The following is a 22,948-nucleotide window of genomic DNA, read 5'->3' as shown; positions in this document are numbered from 1 at the left end:
ATGACCCCATTAACCTAATTTAATGACCTTTTGAATACGCGGTTGGTAAAGAAGTGGCGCTCTGAATACACGGCAGCAGCAACATGTTGGACGATTGCGTGAAATTGTCTGGTAACCTTAGCTCACACTGTTTGTGGTTATTCCAGTAAGCAAACAGTGTTTCTTGTGCAGAAACACCGACTAGCCAAGTGACTCCGTCTTCCCCAACAATTCCTAATTCTTGGTTATCCGCATTACGCACACTGGCACCAAAGGGGAGGCTTTGGCCATTTTCTAACGATAAAATGGCAAATAATTTCTCTCCCTTCATCACGGGTAAATGACGATAACCAATGGCCCCTTTAGTCAGCGTAATATCTGTCGTCGATACCATCGTTTCTAAATTATCAGGTAGCTTACTGGTATTAATTGATGCGGTAGATTTACGGTAGCTATTCACATTTGGGATAACTGCCAGACCAAAGCCATTCGTTTTTATCACGCCATTATCTAATGGCACGCCACTGGCTCCCGCCGTGTCGATCATTAATCGAGTATCACCGTGAGCAGACCGATGTAATGCATCGCCTTTCGCCGTTACTGTCACGCCACTATTTATTGAGCCACCAATACTGCGATATTGATGAGGTACATAGCTCGCGTTTGCAGAAATATTGGCTTGTGATAGGTCTCGTGAATAGAAACCGCTCAGGCTGGTTTGATTATCAATATTCTGACCATGGTTATATCCCATATTTAAACTGTAATTATCAGTGGCGTTATAACCGCTATAACCAATGTTATGGTTATATTGATGGTGACCAGATGCTCGAGAATAAAGTTCAGAGAAAGTTACACTATGGCCTGTATAAAGTGGCACCGAAAAATACACGTTGATAGCATCATCTGCGACGCCATTATCACGTTCAGTACGAGTCGCCGATAATGATAAATTCGTATCATATTGAGATAGCGTTGGCAGACTCATATTCGTGCTCGCATACAAACCATATTGTGTTTGTGAATCATTTTGCCAATAAGTACTATATTGATAATTCAAAGAGATATTAAAGTTCTCAAAATACTTATTCAGATAAACTTGATAATTTTCTTTTTGAGCGCGAGGCGTTACGCCAATGCGCTCTTCATCCATAAACTGTGTTAACGTTCGGTATTCTTTATCAGCAAAACGATACCCCGCAAACGTGATATCCGTGCGTAAATCATCAAATGATTTCGCGTAGTTAAACCGATAAGAGCGCCCCTGTAATCTTTCGTCTGGAAGATCTGAAAACGATTGGGTAATATCAGCTGAAATCGCACCGATAGCAAAAAGATCACGCCCTAAACCAAGCGCTAATGTTTGATAATAACCGTTTGCCTGTGTTCCACCATACACTGACCAAGTATTGGACACCCCATAAGAGAACTCACCGCCAATAATAGGCTGACCAGTCAGATGACGGCCGTCATAACGTGTTTTTCCGCCAACTAATTTATAAATCAACCTGCCCGGACGGGTTAAATAAGGTAACGAGGCAGTACTGATACTAAATTTTTTCTCCTCGCCATTTTCTTCGCGTACAGTGACATCTAATCCCCCTCGTATTCCGCTATCCAATGTTTGAATACGAAACGGACCGGGTGGTACGGCCGTTTCGGCAATTACCCGCTCTTGACTACGAATAATCACCGTTGCATTAGTATTGGCGACGCCAATAATTTCTGGTGCATAGCCAACAAGCTTTGGCGGTAACATTCGGTCATCGCTTTCTAGCGAAATACCACTGTATTGCCATGCGTCAAAGATATCCGAATAGAAGTCATTTTCCCCCAACGTCAAAATAGCGGCGGATTCTTTTAATGAGGTAAAAGCATATAAGCGGCTAAAATCAAACTGATGGGTTTCCTGTGGATAGTGTGAGCCACGCTGGTTTTGATAATTAGCATGATAGTCTCCGCGTAATCGCCAAGCACCAATATTGATCCCCGTCGTGCCATTTGCTGATAAATAAACTCTTCGGGTTCCCCCTTTTTCCTTAGTCGCTGACATATTAGCGTTGAAATCAATAAAACCGCCATTGATGCCCTCTTCCCATAATGCCGGTGGTGTCCAATACGGATCCCGATATTCCATCCACATTTGAGGGATCGTGATATGCAGTGACAATGTTGATAATTCAACTTTTGTTTGTATCCCTGATAGAGATGAAAAATCGAGGCACTGGCCATTATCTGAGAGTGTGACCTTTTTTTCTGCCGAACTTTTCAAACCAATCAATTCCAACATATCAGCAGGAATACAAATCCTTTGTGACGGTACCTCAGCCTGTGTGTTTTCGTCATACACCGTAATGTCTCGGGGTGCCCCCAAGCGCAAACCATTAACGAATACTGTCAATACATAGTCACCAGGCGGTACATACCCTGCGACAGAAAATTGGCTTATATCAATATGTTGGATATCTTGGGCATCCAGTACATCGGTATTGAATTCGGAAGCGCCAGCTGTCCATGCCATAAAGCCAAACGTAAATAAAACGACCTGCCTTACTTTGCAATGTTTGAACATCATGCTCTGTTCCATCCCAAATACTGCAAAAGAGTTCCCTCGACGTAGATCTTATGAGGCTCCTCATTTTGTTCTTATTGATAATCGATGAAAAAACGAATCAAACCTTGATAGTTACCTGCCTGAATCGGTTGCCCTGTCAGTTCTAGCCGTAAAAAATAACGTAGAAAAAGGGTTTGCCCAGATTTGTTTTGTCGTAGCACATGATGAGATAAGGGATAATTTTGCCCAGGAATGAGGACCTGTGATTGATCATTCAATACTGAGACCCCCAAGCCTTGAGAGGGGCCACGCAATACAAAAGCCTCAATTTGCTGTGCCTTTTGACCATCAAAGCGAATTGACCATGTTTTACTATCAATAGAGGAATACACACTGCCACAATCACGTAACTCAATAATAAATGGCTGGTTATAACGTTCCCGACGACTCATCGTAGAAAGCATCGTCAACGTTAAAGGAGAAAAATTAATCGTTTGGTGGCGATTTGGCATGACAATGGAACAAGGAGTTGCCACCACGTTGCCAATTATTCTTGTCATCCCATTAAAAGCGCGTTCATCAGCATCCACAGACGCGTATGCAACAGCGATTTCAAGCGTGAATAACATGATTAAGCACATTACTTGGCAATGAAAACGAATAAGCTGTTTGTATGCGCTCACTGTATCCCTCCACATATCAATAATGCCGCCAGCAATTTACTGGCGGGCAGCCATCCTGCTTATTGGTAAGTAATACGGAAATTGGACGTTGCGCTAAATTGCCCTTCGGCAACCTCTTTAGTGGTATCAACAGCTTTAGCCAGTGCTTTGAATTTTAAAGTATTATTTCCTTTTTTATTCACTATCCTCGATAAAATATCTTTAGCTTTACCAAATTCGAACCCATCAATCCCCACTCCGACATTGTTTGTGTTCCCCGCTGACGTCGCCAGTAAAGTATTAGCCGCATCGGCATAACTTTGCCCCGTAAAAACAAGTTCCATCGCTTTAACGGCTATTGGTTTACCACCCGCATCTTTATCAAAATCAGTAAAATCACATCCCGTGAACTCAATATTAAAGTCAACCTCAGCGACTCTACCGTTCTCTAAAGCACGGCGAGATAGTTGTCCAAAATCAATAGTTTGCTTTAATGAGGATTGTGCAATATTACAGGGAGTACTGACGACGGTACCGATAAAATCTAATGTTCCTGTGTTATCTGCAAGGGTGTTGAAAGAGGCCATAGAGGTAGCAATAACAACCACCTGCGTGAATTTAATTAATCTCATGTGTTTTTCCTTTCAATATAAAATTTAAATTGAAGCAACCCCATCATTAAAAATTCTTTAATGACGTAAATTTAATATTTCATTGAAATTTCAATCGCTAAATAAAAAAATCATCCTTGATCAAACCGTCTTTCTCCTCCTTCATACGCAATATTGGAGCGTCGCGTATAAATAATATTATTTACTGATAATTTCATTATTAGATATTATCGATATAGCTTTATTTCTGCTATTTCCGCTGAGTAGTTAGCCATTACGTTGAAAAAAAAGTCAGACCAATCCATATCGAGTGCTTTCAATAACACATCTAATGTTTCAATACTGATACTCGTTTCACCTCGTTCATAGCGGGATATTTGTTGCTGACTGACGTGCAGCATCTTTCCAACTTGAAGCCCAGTTAACGATTTACGTCTTCTTGCTGATCTTAAAAAATCACCAATATCTTGCCGTAGTAGAATCCTATTTTTAATCATATTAAAAACCAACGAAAATATAGTTAACATTTAAAAAAACAAGCCAATCTTTAATTTAAAAACCTCGCCATCATGAATAAAATAAAATTCACAAATTGGTTCACAACATAATAAACAAAAAAACATAACTTTAATGAAATATAGAGTTATCATTAGAGACTGTAAATACGTTTATATCGATCGAATCATTAATAATTCATAGGCAAATGCTATCAAAGGCAATTGAATCGATCGTTATATACGATTGCAAATTTGATTTAACCCTTTAAAACCAACAAGATAAACAAAACACATTCGAATTAAATAATATAAAAGACAATTAATTATTCAATATCAAAATGAAAAAAAATATAAAATTAATCATTAATGCCATTTGTAACAAAACAATTTAACTCGACATTAAAAAAACAGCATAAAACCATCAACAAATAAAAAAACAACATTAATATCAATAAAAATCATTACATCAAACATAAAAACCACAATTACCCAAAAAATGAGTTAAAAGGAAAGTCATGCAACATTAAAACAATTGAAAAATATAAAAGTAAACACCAAGAACAAAAAATAATTAAAATAATACCAACTTGTTATTATCTGATTCACATTATTATCTCCCTTGTGATTAAAATAACCCATTGAGCAATATGATCATATAATCTCTTTGCTATTAATTGGTTTAGTTAATTATTATCTCATTACTTATTCTATTATCACTTTTTTATTTTACACATGATTGCTTAGCACGATAGTTTAATCAATGACTAAAAAGGTTCCTGCGATGACAACGAGATGCTGGAGATAAACAAGGTTTTTCCATAGCATATCAAGCTATTGAGCTGGGAAGTGGCCTTTATGCTTAAAAGATAAAAAAAGGGCCAGAACATATAGTCTGGCCACGCTTTCATTAATGCTTTTTGTTTTTATGATGATTTAGCGTCTCTTCTTTGAGGTCTAATTCATCACGTAAGCGATGGTATACACGTTCGTTGATATTTTTACCTTTACGCATGAGATATAGCGCATCGCGCTTCGCTTGTAAGGCAGAACGAGACATTTCACGTTCCATATCAATCATTTTATGTAAATCATAAACATCGGATTCGGTTTCATCGGTGTTATCTAAACGTCTGCCATAGATTTCCAATAATTGGGCCCCGACTTCTGTACGCATTGCGATTTCATCCATATCCTCTGAAGGATGATTCATTAGCTCGCGTAAATGAGCCATTGCGGCTTCATTCAATGCCATACGTGCACGAATTTCATCATTATCATACGGTAAATCTTGGACTAACCCTTTGGTCAGAATAGGTAATGCGACACTGGCAATCAGCAAAGAGCAGAGAATCACCCCCATCGCTAAAAAGATTGCAACATCACGATTTGGAAACAAGGAGTTGTCTGGCATCAATAATGGGAGAGTTAAGATACCCGCTAAAGTAATGGCGCCTCGTACCCCCGCTGTCGCCATGACTGCCATCATGCGTATATGTAATACATCAGCCTCTTTACCACGACGGCGATTATGGAATACCGTTAATGTCATGGATATCCATACCCAACCGAAACGTAAAATAGCCAATGCCACTGTAATAACAATCACGTATACAAATAGCATCCATGGATGGCTAGCACCAGCCGCTTCGGCTACCTCTGGCATGTTATTCCACATACTTGGTAATTGCTCACCTAACAGGATGAAAATCATACCATTCAGGGCTGTTTGTACGGTATCCCATACTGCCTTACTCTGCATACGCGTTGCGGCTTGCATGCGTCCTGCAATTTTTTCATAGTGCATTGCGATACCCGCAACCACCGCGGCTAAAATACCAGAGACATGCAGATGTTCAGCCAATAGGTATGCACTGAATGGCATTAATAGGCTGATCATAATTTGGATAGCAGGCTCTTCCCCCGTACGCTTGACTAAAAATTGGTTTAACCAACCGATGACCCAAGCCACTAACAAACCAATTAAAATACCGCCGAAAGCAACGAGTACAAATTGTCCAGCCGCCGATGCTAATGAGAAGGTGCCGGTTAGCGCTGCGGTGACAGCAAAACTAAAGCAAACCAAACCTGTTGCATCATTGAGCAGTGATTCACCTTCAAGAATATGCGCCATACGCGAAGGTAAAGGTGAGTTAACTGTCATTGCAGAGACCGATACCGGATCAGTCGGGGATAAAATGGCCGCCAACGCGAAAGCAACGGCGAGTGAGATAGCAGGAATCAACCAGTGAATAAAGAACCCCATCCCAATCACCGTGACCACAACAAGGCCAATTGCCAGCGACATGATAGGTTTTATTTCTTGGAATAACGCTTCTTTAGGGATACGCCATCCATCTAAAAACAGTAATGGAGGAATAAACAGGAATAGAAATAGATGCGGTTCAAATTCAACCGTAAAACCAAAAACGGATAGCCCAGCACCGAGCGCTATCTGAATAATAGGTAAAGGAATAATATCCTTAAGTAACCGTGAGATAAAAACACTCACAATCACGGCGAGTAAAAATACCAAAACAAGGGTCACAACTGACATGGATTTGCTCCAATTTTAAACTAAATAGACGTTATCAGTAGGAAAGTAAATAGATAAATTGAATCGATGTAAAGTATCTATTTAGTCAGAAAATAAAAAAACAGAATTATCATAAAACTTATAACACAATCATTCTGTTACAAAATATTACCGTTATCATCAAATAGTGATGAATGAAAATCTATCTTAATGATAATTAAATATTTATTATAATTAGCACAGATAAATTACATTCCCCTCTTTAATTTTGCTTTTCTGGCGTTTTTTTCTCTTCAACATCTAGGCACCCAGTTGTTTCTGTTGTCATGCCCTTTCTGTTTGCCTGAAGGCTCGAAAACAGATGAGTCAGTATATTGTTGGTTGCTTAAATCTGCTGATCTCCTTTCCTATCACGCTAACACTGTTGCCTATCTTCAATGGTCACTAACAGACTCAGACGAACGATTAAATATGCCAGTGATACGTATGACACTATTCACTCCCGCTATCACTGGCATCAATATTTAACATTCGAACTTATGGCAAAGACCGCTTTCTTGGTGATGAATCTCAATGCATGAGCAATGTAATTGAAACAATGCATAGGTGAGTGCATATATCGGCGTTAAATAGATGATAGGGGATACAGAAAAAGAGCATTAGTGTCGTTACCACTAACGCTCTTTATACGTTTAAGAACGTGTTATTTCTTTTTTATTAATAAAGGTAATAACAATACTGCTGATAAAAGTGTGGCGATTATCATTGTCATAAAGAAACCATTCCACCCTGCGGTTTCAATGATCTTAGCCAGTGGGTATCCCGACAAAGCCGCGCCTAAATAACCAAATAAACCAACAAACCCAGTTGCAGCACCAGCTGAATCTTTATGAGAAGCTTCTGCGGCCGCCATACCAATCAACATTTGTGGCCCAAAAATAAAGAAACCAACAAAAAAGAAGCAGACTGAGATTAATAAATACCCCATTTCAGGGAATAGCCATAAAAAAGCAGCCACAACACCAATACCTATCATAAAGATAATATTCATCGGTGTTCTATTCCCTTTAAAGAAAAAGTCAGATCCCCAACCAGCGACTAATGTGCCAATAAATCCCCCAATTTCTAGGAATGACAGGGCTGAGTTAGCTTTAATTAAATCATAACCATATTCTTCGACTAAATATAAATTAGTCCAGTCATTCAATCCAATACGTACGATATAAACAAGAATATAGGATATGGCTAATAACCAAACATATTTATTGGTAAATATATATTGAACTAAAATGGGCCAAAGTTTTAATTTTCGACTAGAGGCTTCTTGTTGTAATTCAAGTTCATCATTACGCCAATGTCCTACGGTTGGCAGCCCCATTGTTGAAGGTTTATCTCGCAAACGTAAACAGACAAATAACCCAACAACAATTGCAATGATACCGGGTATATACATACCGTAACGCCAACCATAATGTACTGCTAGCCCCCCAGCTAATAGAGGAATAATAGCACCACCAACATTATGGGAGGTATTACAGATAGACCACCATAGCCCTCGCTCATTACGAGAATACCATGAGGTTAAGGACTTAGAGCATGGCGGCCATCCCCAGCCTTGGAAAAAAGCATTTAACACCCAAAAGAAAGTAAATAACCATAAACTTGAGCTCATCCCAAAAAAAATGTTGATAAACCCAGTAATGATTAATCCCACTCCCATGAAAAAGCGGGGATTAGAGGCATCACTCATAATACCGGAAGCAAAACGAGAGATGCCATATACTAAATAAAATGCTGTCGTTAATATACCAACATCAGAAATACTAATTCCCAGATCTTTAATCATTTCAGGCATCACATAATTAAAGCTCTTACGGGTGAAATAATACGTTGCGTACCCAGCATATAACGCAATCATAATATGAATTCGCCAATAACGATAAAGTTTATCTATTTCTTTTTTATCTGTTATAGGGGGTTGGTCGGGTAACGTTTTTATCCATCGGAACATAACATTCTCCTCAATAACCATTATTTTTATTTTTTGTCGTTATTTATAAAAACTGCTGTAATATTTCCAATGCTTGTCGATGGAGCTCTGCTGTTCCCGCCGCAACGACGGTTTTTCCTGAATGCATCGTTAACGGTTTTCCATCCCAATCTGTAATTTTTCCTCCAGCGCCCTCGATAACGGGGACTAACGCACAGTAATCAACCTCCCGCATGCCACCACTATCAATACTTAAATCAATACGCCCTGTAGCAAGACAGGCATAGGAGTAACAAGCTGCTCCATAAACTCGCCATTTCGTTTTAGGTATAATGTGTTCGTAGCCTGCGCGATGTTCAGGTAAAACAGGTTCGGTATTACTGGAAGACATGAGCGCTAACTCTAACTGAGTGCAATTACGGGTTTGAATGGGCAAGCCATTTAATGTTGATGGGTGGCCTTTTACACCAACCCAACGTTCTGAGACGGCAGGGTGTTCGATAATACCTAAAACAGGTACTCCGTGGTGACAAAGCGAAATGAGTGTGCCGTAAATCGGAATCCCTGCAATAAATTGCCGAGTACCGTCAATAGGGTCAATAACCCAAGTAAACTCTGATTCTCCTAATTGAAAGCCATATTCTTCACCCAAAATGTTATGTTCGGGATGAAATGTTTGGATAATTTGTCTAATTTCTCGTTCTACATACTGGTCAATTTCAGTAACAGGACTTTCATCATCTTTAGTATCAAAATAAATATGCTCATAAAGTTTATTTTTACGATGTTCCGTTAAAATATAACGAGCCCTGTCTGCGGCAACATGTGCTGCTTGTAAAAAAATACGATAATCCATGGTGACCTCTCTTGTTCTGCTTGCCTGTTTTTAACGATCATCTTCGCGACCTAAAAAACTTAACCATTTGTTTTTTTATTTAAATAGTTGATATATGAATTGAGTTTTCACTCTACCCATAGCGAAATTTGACTCTTGAGACACAATAACCAACTTGATGGTTTTGTGAATTTATTGTTTCAATAATGTTTCAATTTATAGACTGAGGGATTTTGTCTCGATGATCTTGATAAGTTTCCACGGAAATAGTGCGTAATTCGGCATAACGGCTGTCAAGCCAAGGAATAATACGTAGAGTGACCAGAGATTGACTGAGGCTTAGCACTGATAAAATACAGACCTAAGTTCGACGAATAAAAACCAATGAGAGAAATGAATTCGTCAGAGTGTGTGCTTTGAACAGAGCTTATACTGAAAGGTCGCTGTTTGATAATAGTCAGAATATAGTATGCCTTATTTATTGAGCTGTTTTAGATAATTCATATTATCTAAAGTCGCATTTTCTTTAATCTATAGTTTTTAATAAATAATGTTATTGAATGATTCTAAACAGATAACCGTGTTCGCTATTATCAATACTATTTCAACATTCAAATAAAAATCGAAATCAATTAACCCTTCTCATTCTGAAATTCGTCGACTGAATATATTGCACATTCCTCCCGTGATGAACATTATTAAATAGATTAATTCCCTTAATCGCATCCCATTAAGATCGAAAAAATCATCTTATATAAGAAATAAAAGACCAAATTAAAATTAATATATTATTTGTCTATTTTATTTGCAAATTAAAGAAAACAGATGATACTTATAATCACTCACTAAATTTCCACTGAGTCAGATGATTATCAATATGAGAAAAAACACATAATGAAATAAAGATACTTACAATAACAACAGCACAGTAATGAATACACCAGACATACTGGATCATAATCTAAATTTAGACTCATTATTTATCAAAAGTTAACTTGATGACTGGATAACCAACTGAATATTAAGCATTAGTTCTTAATAAAATAATAACTGACATTTTAATACATTATATTAAACCATATTTAAAATTTGATAATCCAAATAATAATTTCATAAGGATATGTTTGCTTCATGTTTATAGATGCTTCCGCATTTTTGATTATTTTATTTTAATGATTAAAGAAAGTCGTTCTTTTTTACCCGTAAGTTTATTTTAATTTTAACAAAAACCTCGATAAGGTGACCTATTATGAATGAAAAATCAAATTCTAACGTTATATTTTTAATCACTAGCTCTAATACCGCATCAGCGGATGGTGTCAGTTATAATGAGATTATCTGTGTCTTCTCTTTTGGTGATATGCCAATTAATGGCGCTCAAGTGAGTTTTCATACCAGTCATCAAAATGCCAAGTTTTCAAATGACCAACGTAGTATAACGGCACACACAGATTCAGAAGGAAAATGTCGTGTTTTATTAGCGAGTACAGAAGAGTCTGTATTAGTATTTGCCCTAGTTAATTATAATAATCAAAATTACTCAACGTCGACAACGAGTGTATTTTCTGATCATAATAATACTGATAATGAATTGTTCTCTTACGTTCTGAAAAATAATGCCCAAGCTGACGGAAAAGATACTAACTATATCGTCTATAAGTTACTTGTTAATGGTCAGCCAAAAGAAAATGAATATATTACATTTGATAAATTACCAGCAACCAGTTCAGCTAACATTGCGCCTGCTTTCGGCGTAACGGATTCTTATGGACAATTGCTCATTACTATTACGGATACCAAAGCAGAAAGTGTGTTTATTACCGCTCATGCGGTTACAGAAAATATCTATGCAGAACCGCAATTTATTAGCTTTATTCCAGAAGTGCCTGCCAGTACGATTGAAGGTGATATTACCATTAAAGGCACTAGAAGTCTTCTCGGTCACTTTGGCCTTTTAGGTGAAGATTTTGTTTTTGAGCCTGGTCGCTATTACTCTTTTCATCTGAGTAATAGAGCCGATATCAGGGTAGCTAGCTGCCCTAAGGGAACTTTATTTAATGGGCTGAATAATAGATGTGCCTTACTTAACGATGATCCCGTGCTATTAGATGATTTTAATATTGAAGGTAGACCTTTCTATTGCTCGAGAGGGGGTTCAATAATGAAAGAATATTTCTACTCTACTACTAACATAGGAGAAACCCACCACTTTATCTTTAAAGATTTAGGCACTTCTCTTTCGTAAAAAATCACTGTCACCTCGCTGAATATCAGTGAGGTGACAGTGCATTTGGCAACACCGCTTGATAAACATGGTCAGCAGCTTAATCATACAGCGCATACAGTAATTATTGCTGGCTAACTCAGAGTAAAACCGCCTTATATTATAGATTGCTATCAAGTCATACTCTGTTCCAGCAGGTTCAATGTTCGATTATTCATTGTATTCAAATGAGATTAGCTTATTACCAACCAGTATTTACCAGCCAAGTGAAAGGTTCATCACTTAACCAGTTAATAATCACAATCGTTTACGGTCGTTCTAGAATTCGAGCACCTGGTCCTTTACGCCCTAACACATCATCAGGGTTGCGCAGTGGACATTCACTCAGCGATAAACAGCCGCAACCAATGCAGTGGTCTAGTTCATTACGTAAACGCGTGAGCTGTCGGATCCTTCTATCTAACGACGTTTTCCATTCAGTTGACATCTCCTTCCACTGCTCTGAAGTGAGTTTGCTATTCGCTGGAAATTTTCCCAATGCGTCTTGAATCTCTTTTAATGGAATACCAGTGCTCTGAGCCACTTTAATAATTGCGATATAGCGTAATACCACAGAAGGAAAGCGTCGCTGATTGCCTTGTGTTCTCGTACTTTGAATTAACCCTTTTGACTCATAAAAGTGGACAGTCGATACAGGTACACCAGAACGTTTTGCCACCTCTCCAACCGTTAATGCCCTTGTAAAATCGATCTTATGTTCACCCTTAGCACGCCTTTTTGTCGTTTTCGTGTCTTTCTCCGTCATTTTTACCCACCTTCTCTTGACCTCAACTTAACTTAAGGTTTTATAGTGCCAGCCACTGAATTTGTCAATTCAGATTATTCCATTCTATTTTCTGCATGAGGTGGTGACAGCACTCATTGTATGACATGCAGGTTAACTTGTTTTTAAAGGGGATAGGCTATGCCATCGGTAATTGCCAAAATTTTAGAAAGCAACACATTATGGATTATCGCTCGTTTGCTGATGTCAGTTCTGTTCATTTCATCTGGCCTAGCAAAGGTTTTTGACTATGAAAATAGCCTAGCAGAAATGCGCGCAGCAGGGTTACATCCAGATTGGTTTTTCAATATCGCCTCTGCTGCGGTCATGCTAGTCGGCTCACTATTATTACTCTTTAACCGACTACTATGGCTAGGCACCGGTGCTTTAGCCGTATTTTTATTCTTGACTATTGTCGTTGTTCATACCTTTTGGAGTTATACCGGTGAAGAAGCGAAAATCGCCATGTTTTGGGCTATTGAGCACACTTCGGTTATCGGAGGATTAATGGCAGTCGCTATCGCGGGTCATTTCCGTGAGCTTTATTTCGCTGTTAAGGCACAGAAATAGTAGGTATTGATAATGAATAAAAAAACAATTGTTACACTGTGTTCTTTACTTATTGCAGCTGGCGGTGGAGCCGCGATTTACACGTCTTATGCTCAAGATGAAAAAGACGAACAAGCGGCTTATCAATATCCACCAGTGAAGGTCGCTTTAGCACCAGTGACTCAAGATAATGCTCCACGTACTTTTTATGGTGTTGGTGAGTTAGAGGCCGGTAGCCAAGTGTTTGTTGCCGCTGAAACCAGTGGTCGCATCACAAAAATTAATTTTGAATCAGGCCAGCAGGTTAAAAAAGGCCAGCTCCTAGTACAACTGAATGATGCCGTCGAGCAAGCCGACTTGGCTCGCTATCAAGCTCAGTTGCGTAATGCGTCAAGGCTGTATGATAGAACTCGTACACTGGCAGCCAAACATTTAGTGGCAGAAGCGCAAGTGGACAGTACACGAGCAGAGCGCGATATAGCGCAAGGGCTAATCCGCCAAACACAAGCTTTAATCGCGCAAAAGGCTATTCGTGCTCCATTTGATGGCACTATCGGTATTCGTCAGGTACATGAAGGACAATACCTGAGTCCGGGTGAAGCGATAGCTAGCCTAGTTGATACTCAAACATTGAAACTCAACTTTTCTCTTGATGAACAAGCTGCGCCTGAATTGCATGTCGGCCAAATTGTCGATATCAATGTTGATGCTTATCCCGGCAAAACCTTCCCTGCTCGTATCAGCGCTATTGATCCGTTAGTCGGTAAGTCACGCACCATCCAACTCCAAGCCACGCTAGAAAATAGTGCTGGTGAGTTAAAGGCCGGTATGTACGCTAACGTCAATGTGATACGTCAAGCAGAGTCTGCTGTACTAACTATTCCTGAAACCGCAGTCACTTATACCGCGTACGGTGACACCGTTTTCATTGCTGAAGGTAGTGGTGAAAATATGACGGCAAAACAAGTCTCGGTGAAAATAGGCCAACGTTGGGATGGCAAAATTGAAATTGAGCAAGGTTTAAAAGCGGGCGACAAGGTGATCACCTCAGGGCAACTTCGCCTCAATAATGGTTCTGCCATTACCCCTGTAGCACAAGACACACTAACAGAATCACCCGTTAAGACAGCTCAAGATTCATAAGGACGGCGCTATGAAATTTACTGATGTTTTTGTGCGCCGACCTGTTTTGGCGCTGGTGGTGAGTGCTTTAATTGTCTTAATAGGGTTATTTGCATTAAGCAAACTCCCTATTCGCCAATATCCTCAATTAGAAAGTTCCACTATCACTATCACCACACAATATCCAGGTGCATCCGCTAACTTGATGCAGGGCTTTGTGACTCAACCTATTGCCCAAGCTGTTTCTTCAGTTGAAGGTGTCGATTATTTATCTTCTTCTTCTGTGCAAGGGAGTAGCTTAGTCACGGTGAGAATGGAACTTAATCGAGATTCAACTCAAGCACTCGCGCAAGTGATGGCCAAGGTGAATCAAGTGCGTTACAAGCTGCCTAAAGAAGCTTATGACCCAGTGATTGAGCTTTCTTCCGGTGAGTCTACCGCGGTTGCTTATATCGGATTTTCCAGTACCACCCTTTCCATTCCTGCTCTGACGGATTATTTGTCACGAGTTGTTGAGCCTATGTACTCTTCTATTGAAGGGGTTGCCAAAGTTCAAGTATTCGGTGGGCAACAATTAGCTATGCGCTTATGGTTAGATGCCGACAAACTGGCTGGCCGAGGACTGTCTGCCGCAGATGTCGCTCAAGCTGTCAGACAAAATAACTATCAAGCTGCTCCCGGTAAAGTGAAAGGCGAATATGTCATTTCAAACGTCTATGTTAATACTGATCTCACCAATGTCTCTGAGTTCCAAGACTTAGTTATTCGCAATGACGGCAATGGACTGGTACGTTTACGTGATGTTGGCACGATAGAATTGGGTGCATCCGCCACTGAAACTAGCGGTTTAATGAATGGTGAGCCTGCAATTTATTTAGGTTTATTTGCAACGCCGACCGGAAACCCTCTGGTGATTGTTGATGGCATGAACAAGTTAATGCCTGATATCATAAAAACATTGCCGCCTAACGTGAAAGTGGAGATGGCCTTTGAAACATCCCGCTTTATCAAAGCCTCAATCGATCAGGTATTCAATACACTCGTCGAAGCGTTATTGATTGTTATTGCTGTTATTTATTTATGTTTAGGTTCCATCCGTAGCGTTATTATTCCTATATTAGCCATTCCACTGTCAATGTTAGGTGCGGCTGCACTCATGATGGCGTTTGGCTTTAGTATCAACTTATTAACACTACTTGCAATGGTCTTGGCCATCGGGTTAGTTGTTGATGATGCCATTGTTGTTGTCGAAAACGTTCACCGTCATATTGAGGAAGGTAAATCACCGGTACTGGCAGCATTAATTGGCGCTCGTGAAGTCGCAGGTCCTGTCATTGCGATGACCATTACTTTGGCAGCAGTTTATGCCCCAATTGGTTTAATGTCAGGTTTGACTGGCGCGTTATTCAAAGAATTTGCGTTAACTCTCGCAGGCTCTGTCATTGTTTCAGGTATCGTGGCATTAACATTATCCCCTGTAATGAGTTCATTTATGTTGAACTCAAAACAAAATGAAGGCCGTATGGCTCATGCTGCGGAAAAGTTTTTTACCTTCTTAGCAAATTACTACACGAAAGGCCTTAACTTCTCGTTAAAACACCGCTGGATCACCGGTATTATCGCAGTGTTCGTATTTATTAGCTTACCACTGTTATACCAATCCGCACCCCGCGAGCTAGCGCCTGTTGAAGACCAATCGGCCGTGTTAACAGCAATTAAATCACCACAACATGCTAACTTAGAATATGTTGAGCGTTTTTCTCGCAAACTTCATGATGTGATGATGGAATTACCTGAAACCGAAAGTACATGGATCATTAATGGTACTGACGGTATATCTTCCAGCTTCGGTGGGACCAATCTAAGTTCATGGGAAGAGCGTGAGCGCCCAGCATCCGCCATTCAGGCCGATTTACAAGGCATGGTTGGTGATGTTGAAGGTAATAGCATCTTTGTATTCCAATTACCTGCCCTCCCTGGCTCTACTGGCGGCCTACCAATACAAATGGTTCTCAGAAGCCCTCAAGGCTACCCTGTCTTATATAAAACGATGGAGGAGATCAAGCAACAGGCTCGTGAAAGTGGGCTATTTATGGTGGTAGATAGCGACCTTGATTACAACAACCCAGTGGTTGAAGTCAAAATTAACCGCTCAAAAGCCAATAGCCTTGGCATCAGTATGCAGGATATCGGAGAATCACTCACACTCTTAGTCGGTGAGAACTACATAAACCGCTTCGGTATGGATGGACGTTCTTACGATGTTATTCCACAAAGTGTTCGTAGCCAACGCTTAACACCAGATGCGCTTGCTCGTCACTATGTCAAAGCACAAGATGGCACCATGATCCCACTATCAACCGTGGTCGACATCAATACACAAATTGAGCCAAATAAGTTAACGCAGTTTAATCAGCAAAATGCGGCAATATTCCAAGCGATTCCCGCTCCTGGTGTCACATTAGGACAGGCTGTTTCTTATTTAGAAAACATTGCCAATGAGCTGCCTGCTGGTTTTAGCCATGACTGGCAATCTGATTCGCGCCAATATAAACAAGAAGGTAACACCCTCGCCTTTGCATTTATGGCGGCGCTCATCATCATTTACCTTGTTCTTGCGGCACAGTACGAAAGTTTAGTCGACCCATTGATTATTTTGATCACGGTACCACTCTCCATTTGTGGGGCACTCATTCCTCTCGCATTCGGATACGCGACCCTCAATATTTATACGCAAATCGGATTGGTAACATTAATCGGGCTTATCAGTAAACACGGGATCTTGATGGTCGAGTTTGCGAATGAATTGCAGGCGCACGAAGGATTGGATAAACGCCAAGCAATTTTAAAAGCTGCACAAATTCGTTTACGTCCTATTTTAATGACCACCGCGGCAATGGTCATTGGTTTAGTTCCTTTGCTCTTTGCAACAGGAGCCGGTGCGAACAGCCGTTTTGGATTAGGCCTTGTGATCGTAACGGGTATGTTAGTCGGTACTCTATTCACATTGTTTGTTCTTCCCACCATTTACTCGCTACTTGCACGTAACCACAGTTCAACTGCATTAACCCCAAGACGTTACGAGCTAGCCGAAGCGAATCGCCTACTGAAAGAAGATGAGGAGAAAGCGCAATGAACCATAGCATCACGAATCGTCATTCAAAAAACAGTCGAGCCATGAGTAACAATGACATTAGTACCATGAGCAATAGCTTTGCCATGCTAATGATTTACCACGGGCTGACGGGTCATGCTACAAAGTCCCCCAATGAAAAAGGGGAGCCCACTCTGGATAAAATGACAAAATAGACTCTATATTCAGTAAGCCGCATACCTAAGATATGCGGCTTTTTACTATTCTATCAATCCGTTGCGTCCATTATAAAAAACAAAGACGAGATTGCCTTCATAGACAATTATTGGTTTCCCCGGCAAAGCGGCTAATATATCATCTTGCGAAGCCTCGACGAGTACAGCAATATCTTGATAATTATGTTGTTCTAATAACGTCGGCAGTTGATCTAAGCGATAGAATCGATTCGCTGCATCCGGATATTTTAATCCATAATTCAGCTCACCATTTTGGTGTAACATCGTAATATCACTACGCTTTAATACCCAAGCCAATGCAGTTCCTAACCCTACATTATTTGTCAGCAAATACGTTTTATTGGCTAACTGTGGACGGTATTTTTCGATCAATTTTTGAGGGGTATTGTTACTGGCAACCTTATCAGGGATCACATGGCCTACACTCAAACTCAACGCAAGAGTACAAGCGGCCGCCCAAGCCCAATATCGACGATGATATGAGATAACACCAGCAAACCCCCAAAAGAGGAATGCACCAGCAGCCAGTAACCTTTTGTTATCCTCATCGAGTGAATAGGGACTCACTTGTGGGAAATAAGGTAATACAAACAAGGCAACCGCAAGAATCAGCCCAATACTGATATTAATCACGGCATTAAGGCGAATCGTCCCAACGCGATTTTGTTGTCTAATTCTATCGATATAAGCGGCCATTAAGACGGCAACGGGAGCCAGACAAGGAAGTATATAGGTCAATAACTTACCTTTAGTAATACTAAAAAATAGGAAAGGTACCAAGAACCACATCAGGAAATAAATGTGTAAGCCCTTTTGACGAAAACCATTCACTAACGCGGCTAAAAAATAACCGAGCCAAGGCAATACCGCTGCTATCAAGATAGGTATATAGAACCAGAAAGGTGAACGGTTTTGCGCATCTTCCGACATAAAACGCTGTACATGCTCAACCCAAAAGAAATAATGCCAATAATCTGGCTCACGACCTGCAATCACAATCGCCCAAGGCAGACAAACCAGGAACAAGCTACACAAAGAGACAAAAGCAAAACAAAAAACCTCTTTAAATTGCTGATAGTAAAGCGAACTTAAAACAATCACTAACCCCGGTATAACCAAAACCAAAAAGCCTTTTGTCATCAATCCAAGGCCACCCGCCACACCGAGTAAAATAAATGCGATCAACTTATGCGAGAAGCTTTTAGTTGTTAGGCCCCATTGATAAAAGAAGATAGCCATCGTGATAAATGCCGTCAAAATAGGGTCGAGGACATTATAGGTTCCAATGGCGAGCACCATTAACATGGAGAGATAAATCAAAGTGGCATTAAACGCAAGGTCATTTTTTTTCCATGCCATCTTTGCACTGAGGTAGACAAACAGAGCACTGGTTAAGGTGCTAAACACCACACCGAGGCGAACGGAAACATTATTTTCGCCAAACAGCATTTGAAAAAATGCATTCACCCAGTAACCAAAAATTGGCTTTTCAAAATAACGAATATCAAGAAGCTCAGGCACACTCCAGTTATAACTAAGAATCAATTCACGGCTAATTTCAGCATAACGTAACTCATCGGGTTGCCAAAGAAGCCGGCCATTAAGCGGAATAAAGTACGTCAGTAATACAAACCCAAATAGCAGGCACCATTTAAGGTAGGCAATCTTATTATTTGCCATCATCATTTTTCTCAACCATTCTTTTAATAAAAACTTAATAATTATTAGATATACATCTGAGTGTTATTGACTACATGGATACGACATAACGCAATTATAATTATTTAGCTTAGTGCTCATTCATCCCATCATTATCACCAACATAAATAAACCTGATATAAACGAGTAAAAAATTAATTTATTATCCTTAAACAATTAATAAATGGATATAAAATAAAGAGTTATTAAATATCAAATAAGTACTCGATAGCTAAGACTCGCTCCTCATCAAAGAGTTCACCGTCAACAATAAAATATCTTTATCATTTCTCGTAATAAGAAATCAGGGATTCTTTGGTTAAACTTATCATTAACAACGAACCATTGAATAATAATCACAAAAAGAGTAACAAGGATTGCGTTAAATATAGTGAGATTAAAAAAGCGATTATCAATAAAGCTCACTTTATCGATAACCGCTAATATTCGCTACCTCTGTTCAGATAACGTTATTGAGCTGCTTTCAATGCTTGCTCAAGATCTGCCAAGATATCATCAATATGTTCAATACCAATAGAGAGGCGGATCATATCGCGCGAAACCCCTGCTTTGGCTAATTCCGCATCGTTAAGCTGGCGATGGGTTGTTGAAGCGGGGTGGCAAGCTAATGACTTAGCATCACCAATATTCACGAGTCTCACAATTAATTTTAATGCATCAATAAAGCGAGCCCCAGCGTCTTGCCCACCTTTAATGCCAAATGACATGATACCCGCGGGTTTACCTTGCATGTATTTTTTCGCTAATGCATGCTCAGGATGACTTGCTAATCCCGCATATTTGACCCAAGCCACTTGAGGGTGGTTTTCTAAATATTGAGCCACTTTTAGTGCATTCTCTGTGTGGCGTTCCATTCTTAAAGCCAGCGTTTCCAAGCCTTGTAGAATCAAAAATGCATTAAATGGAGAAAGTGCCGCCCCCGTTCCGCGTAAAGGCGCGACGCGACAACGAGCAATAAAAGCAGCTGCACCAAAGTGTTCCGTATAGCTGACGCCATGGTATGCAATATCAGGCTCCACCAATAGTGAGAAACGCTGCGCATGTTCTAACCAAGGAAATTTACCCGAATCAACAACCATGCCGCCGATAGAGGTTCCATGCCCTCCAATATATTTGGTCAATGAGTGCACGACGATATCAGCACCGTGCTCAATGGGACGGCATAAATAAGGTGTGGCCACCGTATTATCAACGATTAACGGTACGCCGTGGCGATGAGCCACTTCAGCTAATGCTGCAATATCGACCACAAATCCTGCTGGATTCGTGATGGATTCACAAAATACCGCCTTAGTTTTATCATCTATCAGCGCTTCTAATGCGGCTAAATCATCATGCTCAGCAAAACGTGTTTCAATCCCGAAACGTGGCAACGCATGCGCCATTAAGTTATATGTGCCACCATAAAGTTTGGCAACAGAAACAATATTATCTCCCGCTTGTGCGATAGTTTGAATTGCATAAGTGATAGCCGCCATTCCTGATGCAACAGCCAGCCCAGCAATCCCACCTTCTAATGCCGCCACCCGCTGTTCTAGTACATCATTCGTCGGGTTCATAATACGAGTGTAAATATTGCCAGCGACTTTTAAGTCAAATAAATCTGCACCATGCTGAGTATCATCAAAAGCGTAAGAGGTCGTTTGATAAATCGGAACAGCAACCGCTTTTGTGGTGGGATCAGGAGAGTAGCCTGCGTGAATCGACAATGTTTCTAATTTCATTTGTTATCCTTATTATGCCGTAGTAAAGGGTACCGTCAGTTCTATGACTTCTGTATTTACTACGTACCTGTTATATAAATAGATATTACCTAACAGTCTCTAGCAGACAACCCGTCTCAACTTGAAATTATTTCACACAGACAAATATCTTAAGTATTAATGACTCTACAGTATTAACTCACCGTAATTCGTTATTTACTAGGTTATTTGTTATAAATTTAAGATATAAAAAAGCCCACAACAATCACTTGCTGTGGGCTTTTTTTATTCTGGGGCATCAATTATTGAAACGCACCATAGATAACTGATGTGATTGAAGCTAAACCACAAATTAAAGTGAACACTTGTGCAAGAGCTGATGTGCTGAATTTTTTCATCGCTGGCACAATACGCATCGCAACCACAGGTAGAATAAACAGGATAGCCGCAATCATTGGGGCACCCATCGTTTCAATCATACCTAAAATGCTTGGGTTTCTAATTGTGACGATCCATGTTGTTAATACAATGAACAACATAGAAGCCGTTTCAATTTTTCTCACAGAGAAAGATGAACGAGATTTAATCAATCCAACTAAACCTTCATGAGCCCCTAAGAAGTGTCCAAAATAACTGGATACAATAGCCGCAAAAGCAACAATTGGGCCTAAGTAAGATAGGATTGGTGATGGGTTAATGTTAGCAATATGCGACAACACGCTAATGTTCTCTTTTTTCGCGATTTCTAGCTCCGCAGGATTTAACGATAACACCACCGAAAAGACAAAGAACATCACGAATCCAGTTAACATCATCGCAGCGCCGCCTGTAATCATATCCGTTTTAATAACGGCTTGGTCACCAAATTGTTGACGTTGATCTTTGGTGAACTGGCTGATGATTGGGCTATGGTTAAACGAGAATACAATCAGAGGAATCGCCATCCATACCACTGCTGGCATTGCACTCCAATCAGGTGCCACTTCAAGCATTGAAGTGTTCCATTCTGGAATTAAATACAAAGAAAGCGCTAATAGAATGAAAACCAGCGGATAAACCATCATGGAAGTCACGCGTAGCATTAAATCACGACCAAATAACACACCGGCAGTCATTGCACCAATCAATACGCCAGACAGTAGCCAACGAGGAATAGGCTCCATGCCAATTTGGTTTACTAAGAATGAATCAACGGTATTAGTAATCCCAACGCCATAAATCAATACGATAGGATAAATAGCGAAGAAGTAAGCAAATGTGATGACGTTTGCCCCTACTTTACCGAAATGCTCTTCCACGGTATCCGTAATATCAGCATCTGGATTTTTTGCCGATAAAACAAAACGAGCTAATCCTTTGTGGGCCAACCAAATCATTGGGGTCGCAATTAATGCAAGAATCACTAATGGCCAAAAACCTCCAGCACCGGCTTTAATAGGTAAAAATAACACCCCTGCACCAACCGCTGTACCGAATAAGGATAAAACCCACGTAAAATCTTTATAGGTCCATTTATTAACTGGTTTGTCTGTCGTCTTCATAGCATTTTTCATTATTTATTTAACACAAAAAAAGATGTGCGGATTTTGCATCAATTGCCATTCAGTACCTAGCTTATTTTTTGGCTTTTGTTTGGCTTTTTGGTGTAGATCTCAAAAAAAGGTCTTTATAAGGAAAAGTAGACAGAAATGAAAAATAAAACACCTCATTTCATTTAAAAAAAACACACGTAAAATTAACAAATTTTCGATTAATAGCCTGATTAACTATCAACATATAAATTAAATTTGGCTAGAAACAGACTATTTCTAGCCATT

16 protein-coding genes are annotated in these 22,948 nt (G+C 39.9%); 5 read left to right on the top strand and 11 right to left on the bottom strand.

Annotated elements, in window-relative coordinates:
- Positions 1-19 precede the first annotated feature (19 nt).
- The 7 genes from G3341_RS02255 to G3341_RS02225 form a co-directional block, all read right to left on the bottom strand.
- Positions 20-2,566 (bottom strand): fimbria/pilus outer membrane usher protein, encoded by a 2,547-nt coding sequence (locus G3341_RS02255; protein WP_163860605.1) that lies wholly within the window; start codon positions 2,564-2,566, stop codon positions 20-22.
- Between the two features lie 59 nt (positions 2,567-2,625).
- Entirely contained in the window at positions 2,626-3,216 is a 591-nt protein-coding gene (locus tag G3341_RS02250) for a fimbrial protein (protein ID WP_244316467.1), read from the bottom strand.
- A gap of 59 nt (positions 3,217-3,275) precedes the next feature.
- Positions 3,276-3,827 carry a fimbrial protein gene (locus tag G3341_RS02245; RefSeq protein WP_154623373.1) on the bottom strand — a complete coding sequence of 184 codons (552 nt, stop codon included), beginning with the start codon at positions 3,825-3,827 and terminating at the stop codon, positions 3,276-3,278.
- Between the two features lie 206 nt (positions 3,828-4,033).
- Entirely contained in the window at positions 4,034-4,303 is a 270-nt protein-coding gene (locus G3341_RS02240) for a helix-turn-helix domain-containing protein (RefSeq protein ID WP_154623372.1), read from the bottom strand.
- A 907-nt stretch (positions 4,304-5,210) separates the two neighbouring features.
- A complete protein-coding gene (locus G3341_RS02235) occupies positions 5,211-6,857 on the bottom strand; it encodes a Na+/H+ antiporter (RefSeq protein ID WP_154622049.1) in 1,647 nt (548 codons plus the stop codon).
- 682 nt (positions 6,858-7,539) lie between these two features.
- Entirely contained in the window at positions 7,540-8,847 is a 1,308-nt protein-coding gene (uhpC, locus tag G3341_RS02230; protein ID WP_154622336.1) for an MFS transporter family glucose-6-phosphate receptor UhpC, read from the bottom strand.
- Positions 8,848-8,890: 43 nt separating this feature from the next.
- Positions 8,891-9,682: an inositol monophosphatase family protein gene (locus G3341_RS02225; RefSeq protein ID WP_163860604.1), complete on the bottom strand. Its 792-nt coding sequence runs from the start codon at positions 9,680-9,682 to the stop codon at positions 8,891-8,893.
- A gap of 1,228 nt (positions 9,683-10,910) precedes the next feature.
- On the opposite strand from G3341_RS02225, the gene G3341_RS02220 reads away from it, so the two are divergent.
- The gene (locus G3341_RS02220; RefSeq protein ID WP_163860603.1) at positions 10,911-11,906 is read left to right on the top strand and encodes an Ig-like domain-containing protein; all 996 of its coding nucleotides are present in this window, start codon (positions 10,911-10,913) and stop codon (positions 11,904-11,906) included.
- 286 nt (positions 11,907-12,192) lie between these two features.
- Here G3341_RS02220 and soxR read toward each other — a convergent pair whose 3' ends face one another.
- Positions 12,193-12,690, bottom strand: coding sequence for a redox-sensitive transcriptional activator SoxR (gene soxR / locus G3341_RS02215; protein ID WP_154622217.1), 498 nt, complete (start codon positions 12,688-12,690; stop codon positions 12,193-12,195).
- A gap of 159 nt (positions 12,691-12,849) precedes the next feature.
- Between soxR and G3341_RS02210 the strand changes: the two genes are divergently transcribed.
- Genes G3341_RS02210 through G3341_RS20435 form a run of 4 tightly spaced genes read left to right on the top strand, consistent with a single transcriptional unit; the run spans position 12,850 to position 17,688 of the window.
- A complete protein-coding gene (locus tag G3341_RS02210; RefSeq protein ID WP_154622216.1) occupies positions 12,850-13,278 on the top strand; it encodes a DoxX family protein in 429 nt (142 codons plus the stop codon).
- 12 nt (positions 13,279-13,290) lie between these two features.
- Positions 13,291-14,400 (top strand): efflux RND transporter periplasmic adaptor subunit, encoded by a 1,110-nt coding sequence (locus tag G3341_RS02205; protein ID WP_154622215.1) that lies wholly within the window; start codon positions 13,291-13,293, stop codon positions 14,398-14,400.
- Between the two features lie 10 nt (positions 14,401-14,410).
- Positions 14,411-17,515: a MexW/MexI family multidrug efflux RND transporter permease subunit gene (locus G3341_RS02200; RefSeq protein ID WP_154622214.1), complete on the top strand. Its 3,105-nt coding sequence runs from the start codon at positions 14,411-14,413 to the stop codon at positions 17,513-17,515.
- Positions 17,512-17,688: a hypothetical protein gene (locus tag G3341_RS20435; protein ID WP_167520908.1), complete on the top strand. Its 177-nt coding sequence runs from the start codon at positions 17,512-17,514 to the stop codon at positions 17,686-17,688. The genes G3341_RS02200 and G3341_RS20435 overlap by 4 nt, the downstream gene beginning before the upstream one ends.
- 45 nt (positions 17,689-17,733) lie before the next feature.
- On the opposite strand, the gene arnT is transcribed toward G3341_RS20435, so the two are convergent.
- The 3 genes from arnT to G3341_RS02185 all read right to left on the bottom strand — a co-directional run bounded on the left by arnT (position 17,734) and on the right by G3341_RS02185 (position 22,672).
- Complete coding sequence (gene arnT / locus G3341_RS02195) at positions 17,734-19,395, bottom strand: lipid IV(A) 4-amino-4-deoxy-L-arabinosyltransferase (protein ID WP_163860602.1); 1,662 nt, start codon at positions 19,393-19,395, stop codon at positions 17,734-17,736.
- Between the two features lie 482 nt (positions 19,396-19,877).
- A complete protein-coding gene (locus G3341_RS02190; protein ID WP_154622212.1) occupies positions 19,878-21,152 on the bottom strand; it encodes a bifunctional O-acetylhomoserine aminocarboxypropyltransferase/cysteine synthase in 1,275 nt (424 codons plus the stop codon).
- Positions 21,153-21,433: 281 nt separating this feature from the next.
- Positions 21,434-22,672: an aromatic amino acid transport family protein gene (locus G3341_RS02185; protein ID WP_163860601.1), complete on the bottom strand. Its 1,239-nt coding sequence runs from the start codon at positions 22,670-22,672 to the stop codon at positions 21,434-21,436.
- Positions 22,673-22,948: the final 276 nt, after the last annotated feature.

The organism is Providencia vermicola, assembly GCF_010748935.1.
In the GTDB taxonomy this organism is placed as follows: Bacteria; Pseudomonadota; Gammaproteobacteria; order Enterobacterales; family Enterobacteriaceae; genus Providencia; species Providencia zhejiangensis.
The sequence above is the reverse complement of the archived record's forward strand: the minus strand, read 5'-3'. Positions and strand labels throughout refer to the sequence as shown.

Excerpts from the sequence above, each read along its gene's own strand:
- G3341_RS02185 (WP_163860601.1), bottom strand. The coding sequence starts at position 22,672 with ATGAAGACGACAGACAAACCAGTTAATAAATGGACCTATAAAGATTTT.
- G3341_RS02220 (WP_163860603.1), top strand. The coding sequence starts at position 10,911 with ATGAATGAAAAATCAAATTCTAACGTTATATTTTTAATCACTAGCTCT.
- G3341_RS02210 (WP_154622216.1), top strand. The coding sequence starts at position 12,850 with ATGCCATCGGTAATTGCCAAAATTTTAGAAAGCAACACATTATGGATT.
- G3341_RS02235 (WP_154622049.1), bottom strand. The coding sequence starts at position 6,857 with ATGTCAGTTGTGACCCTTGTTTTGGTATTTTTACTCGCCGTGATTGTG.
- G3341_RS02205 (WP_154622215.1), top strand. The coding sequence starts at position 13,291 with ATGAATAAAAAAACAATTGTTACACTGTGTTCTTTACTTATTGCAGCT.
- G3341_RS02225 (WP_163860604.1), bottom strand. The coding sequence starts at position 9,682 with ATGGATTATCGTATTTTTTTACAAGCAGCACATGTTGCCGCAGACAGG.
- G3341_RS02190 (WP_154622212.1), bottom strand. The coding sequence starts at position 21,152 with ATGAAATTAGAAACATTGTCGATTCACGCAGGCTACTCTCCTGATCCC.
- G3341_RS20435 (WP_167520908.1), top strand. The coding sequence starts at position 17,512 with ATGAACCATAGCATCACGAATCGTCATTCAAAAAACAGTCGAGCCATG.
- G3341_RS02240 (WP_154623372.1), bottom strand. The coding sequence starts at position 4,303 with ATGATTAAAAATAGGATTCTACTACGGCAAGATATTGGTGATTTTTTA.
- G3341_RS02200 (WP_154622214.1), top strand. The coding sequence starts at position 14,411 with ATGAAATTTACTGATGTTTTTGTGCGCCGACCTGTTTTGGCGCTGGTG.
- arnT (WP_163860602.1), bottom strand. The coding sequence starts at position 19,395 with ATGATGATGGCAAATAATAAGATTGCCTACCTTAAATGGTGCCTGCTA.
- G3341_RS02245 (WP_154623373.1), bottom strand. The coding sequence starts at position 3,827 with ATGAGATTAATTAAATTCACGCAGGTGGTTGTTATTGCTACCTCTATG.
- uhpC (WP_154622336.1), bottom strand. The coding sequence starts at position 8,847 with ATGTTCCGATGGATAAAAACGTTACCCGACCAACCCCCTATAACAGAT.
- G3341_RS02255 (WP_163860605.1), bottom strand. The coding sequence starts at position 2,566 with ATGGAACAGAGCATGATGTTCAAACATTGCAAAGTAAGGCAGGTCGTT.
- soxR (WP_154622217.1), bottom strand. The coding sequence starts at position 12,690 with ATGACGGAGAAAGACACGAAAACGACAAAAAGGCGTGCTAAGGGTGAA.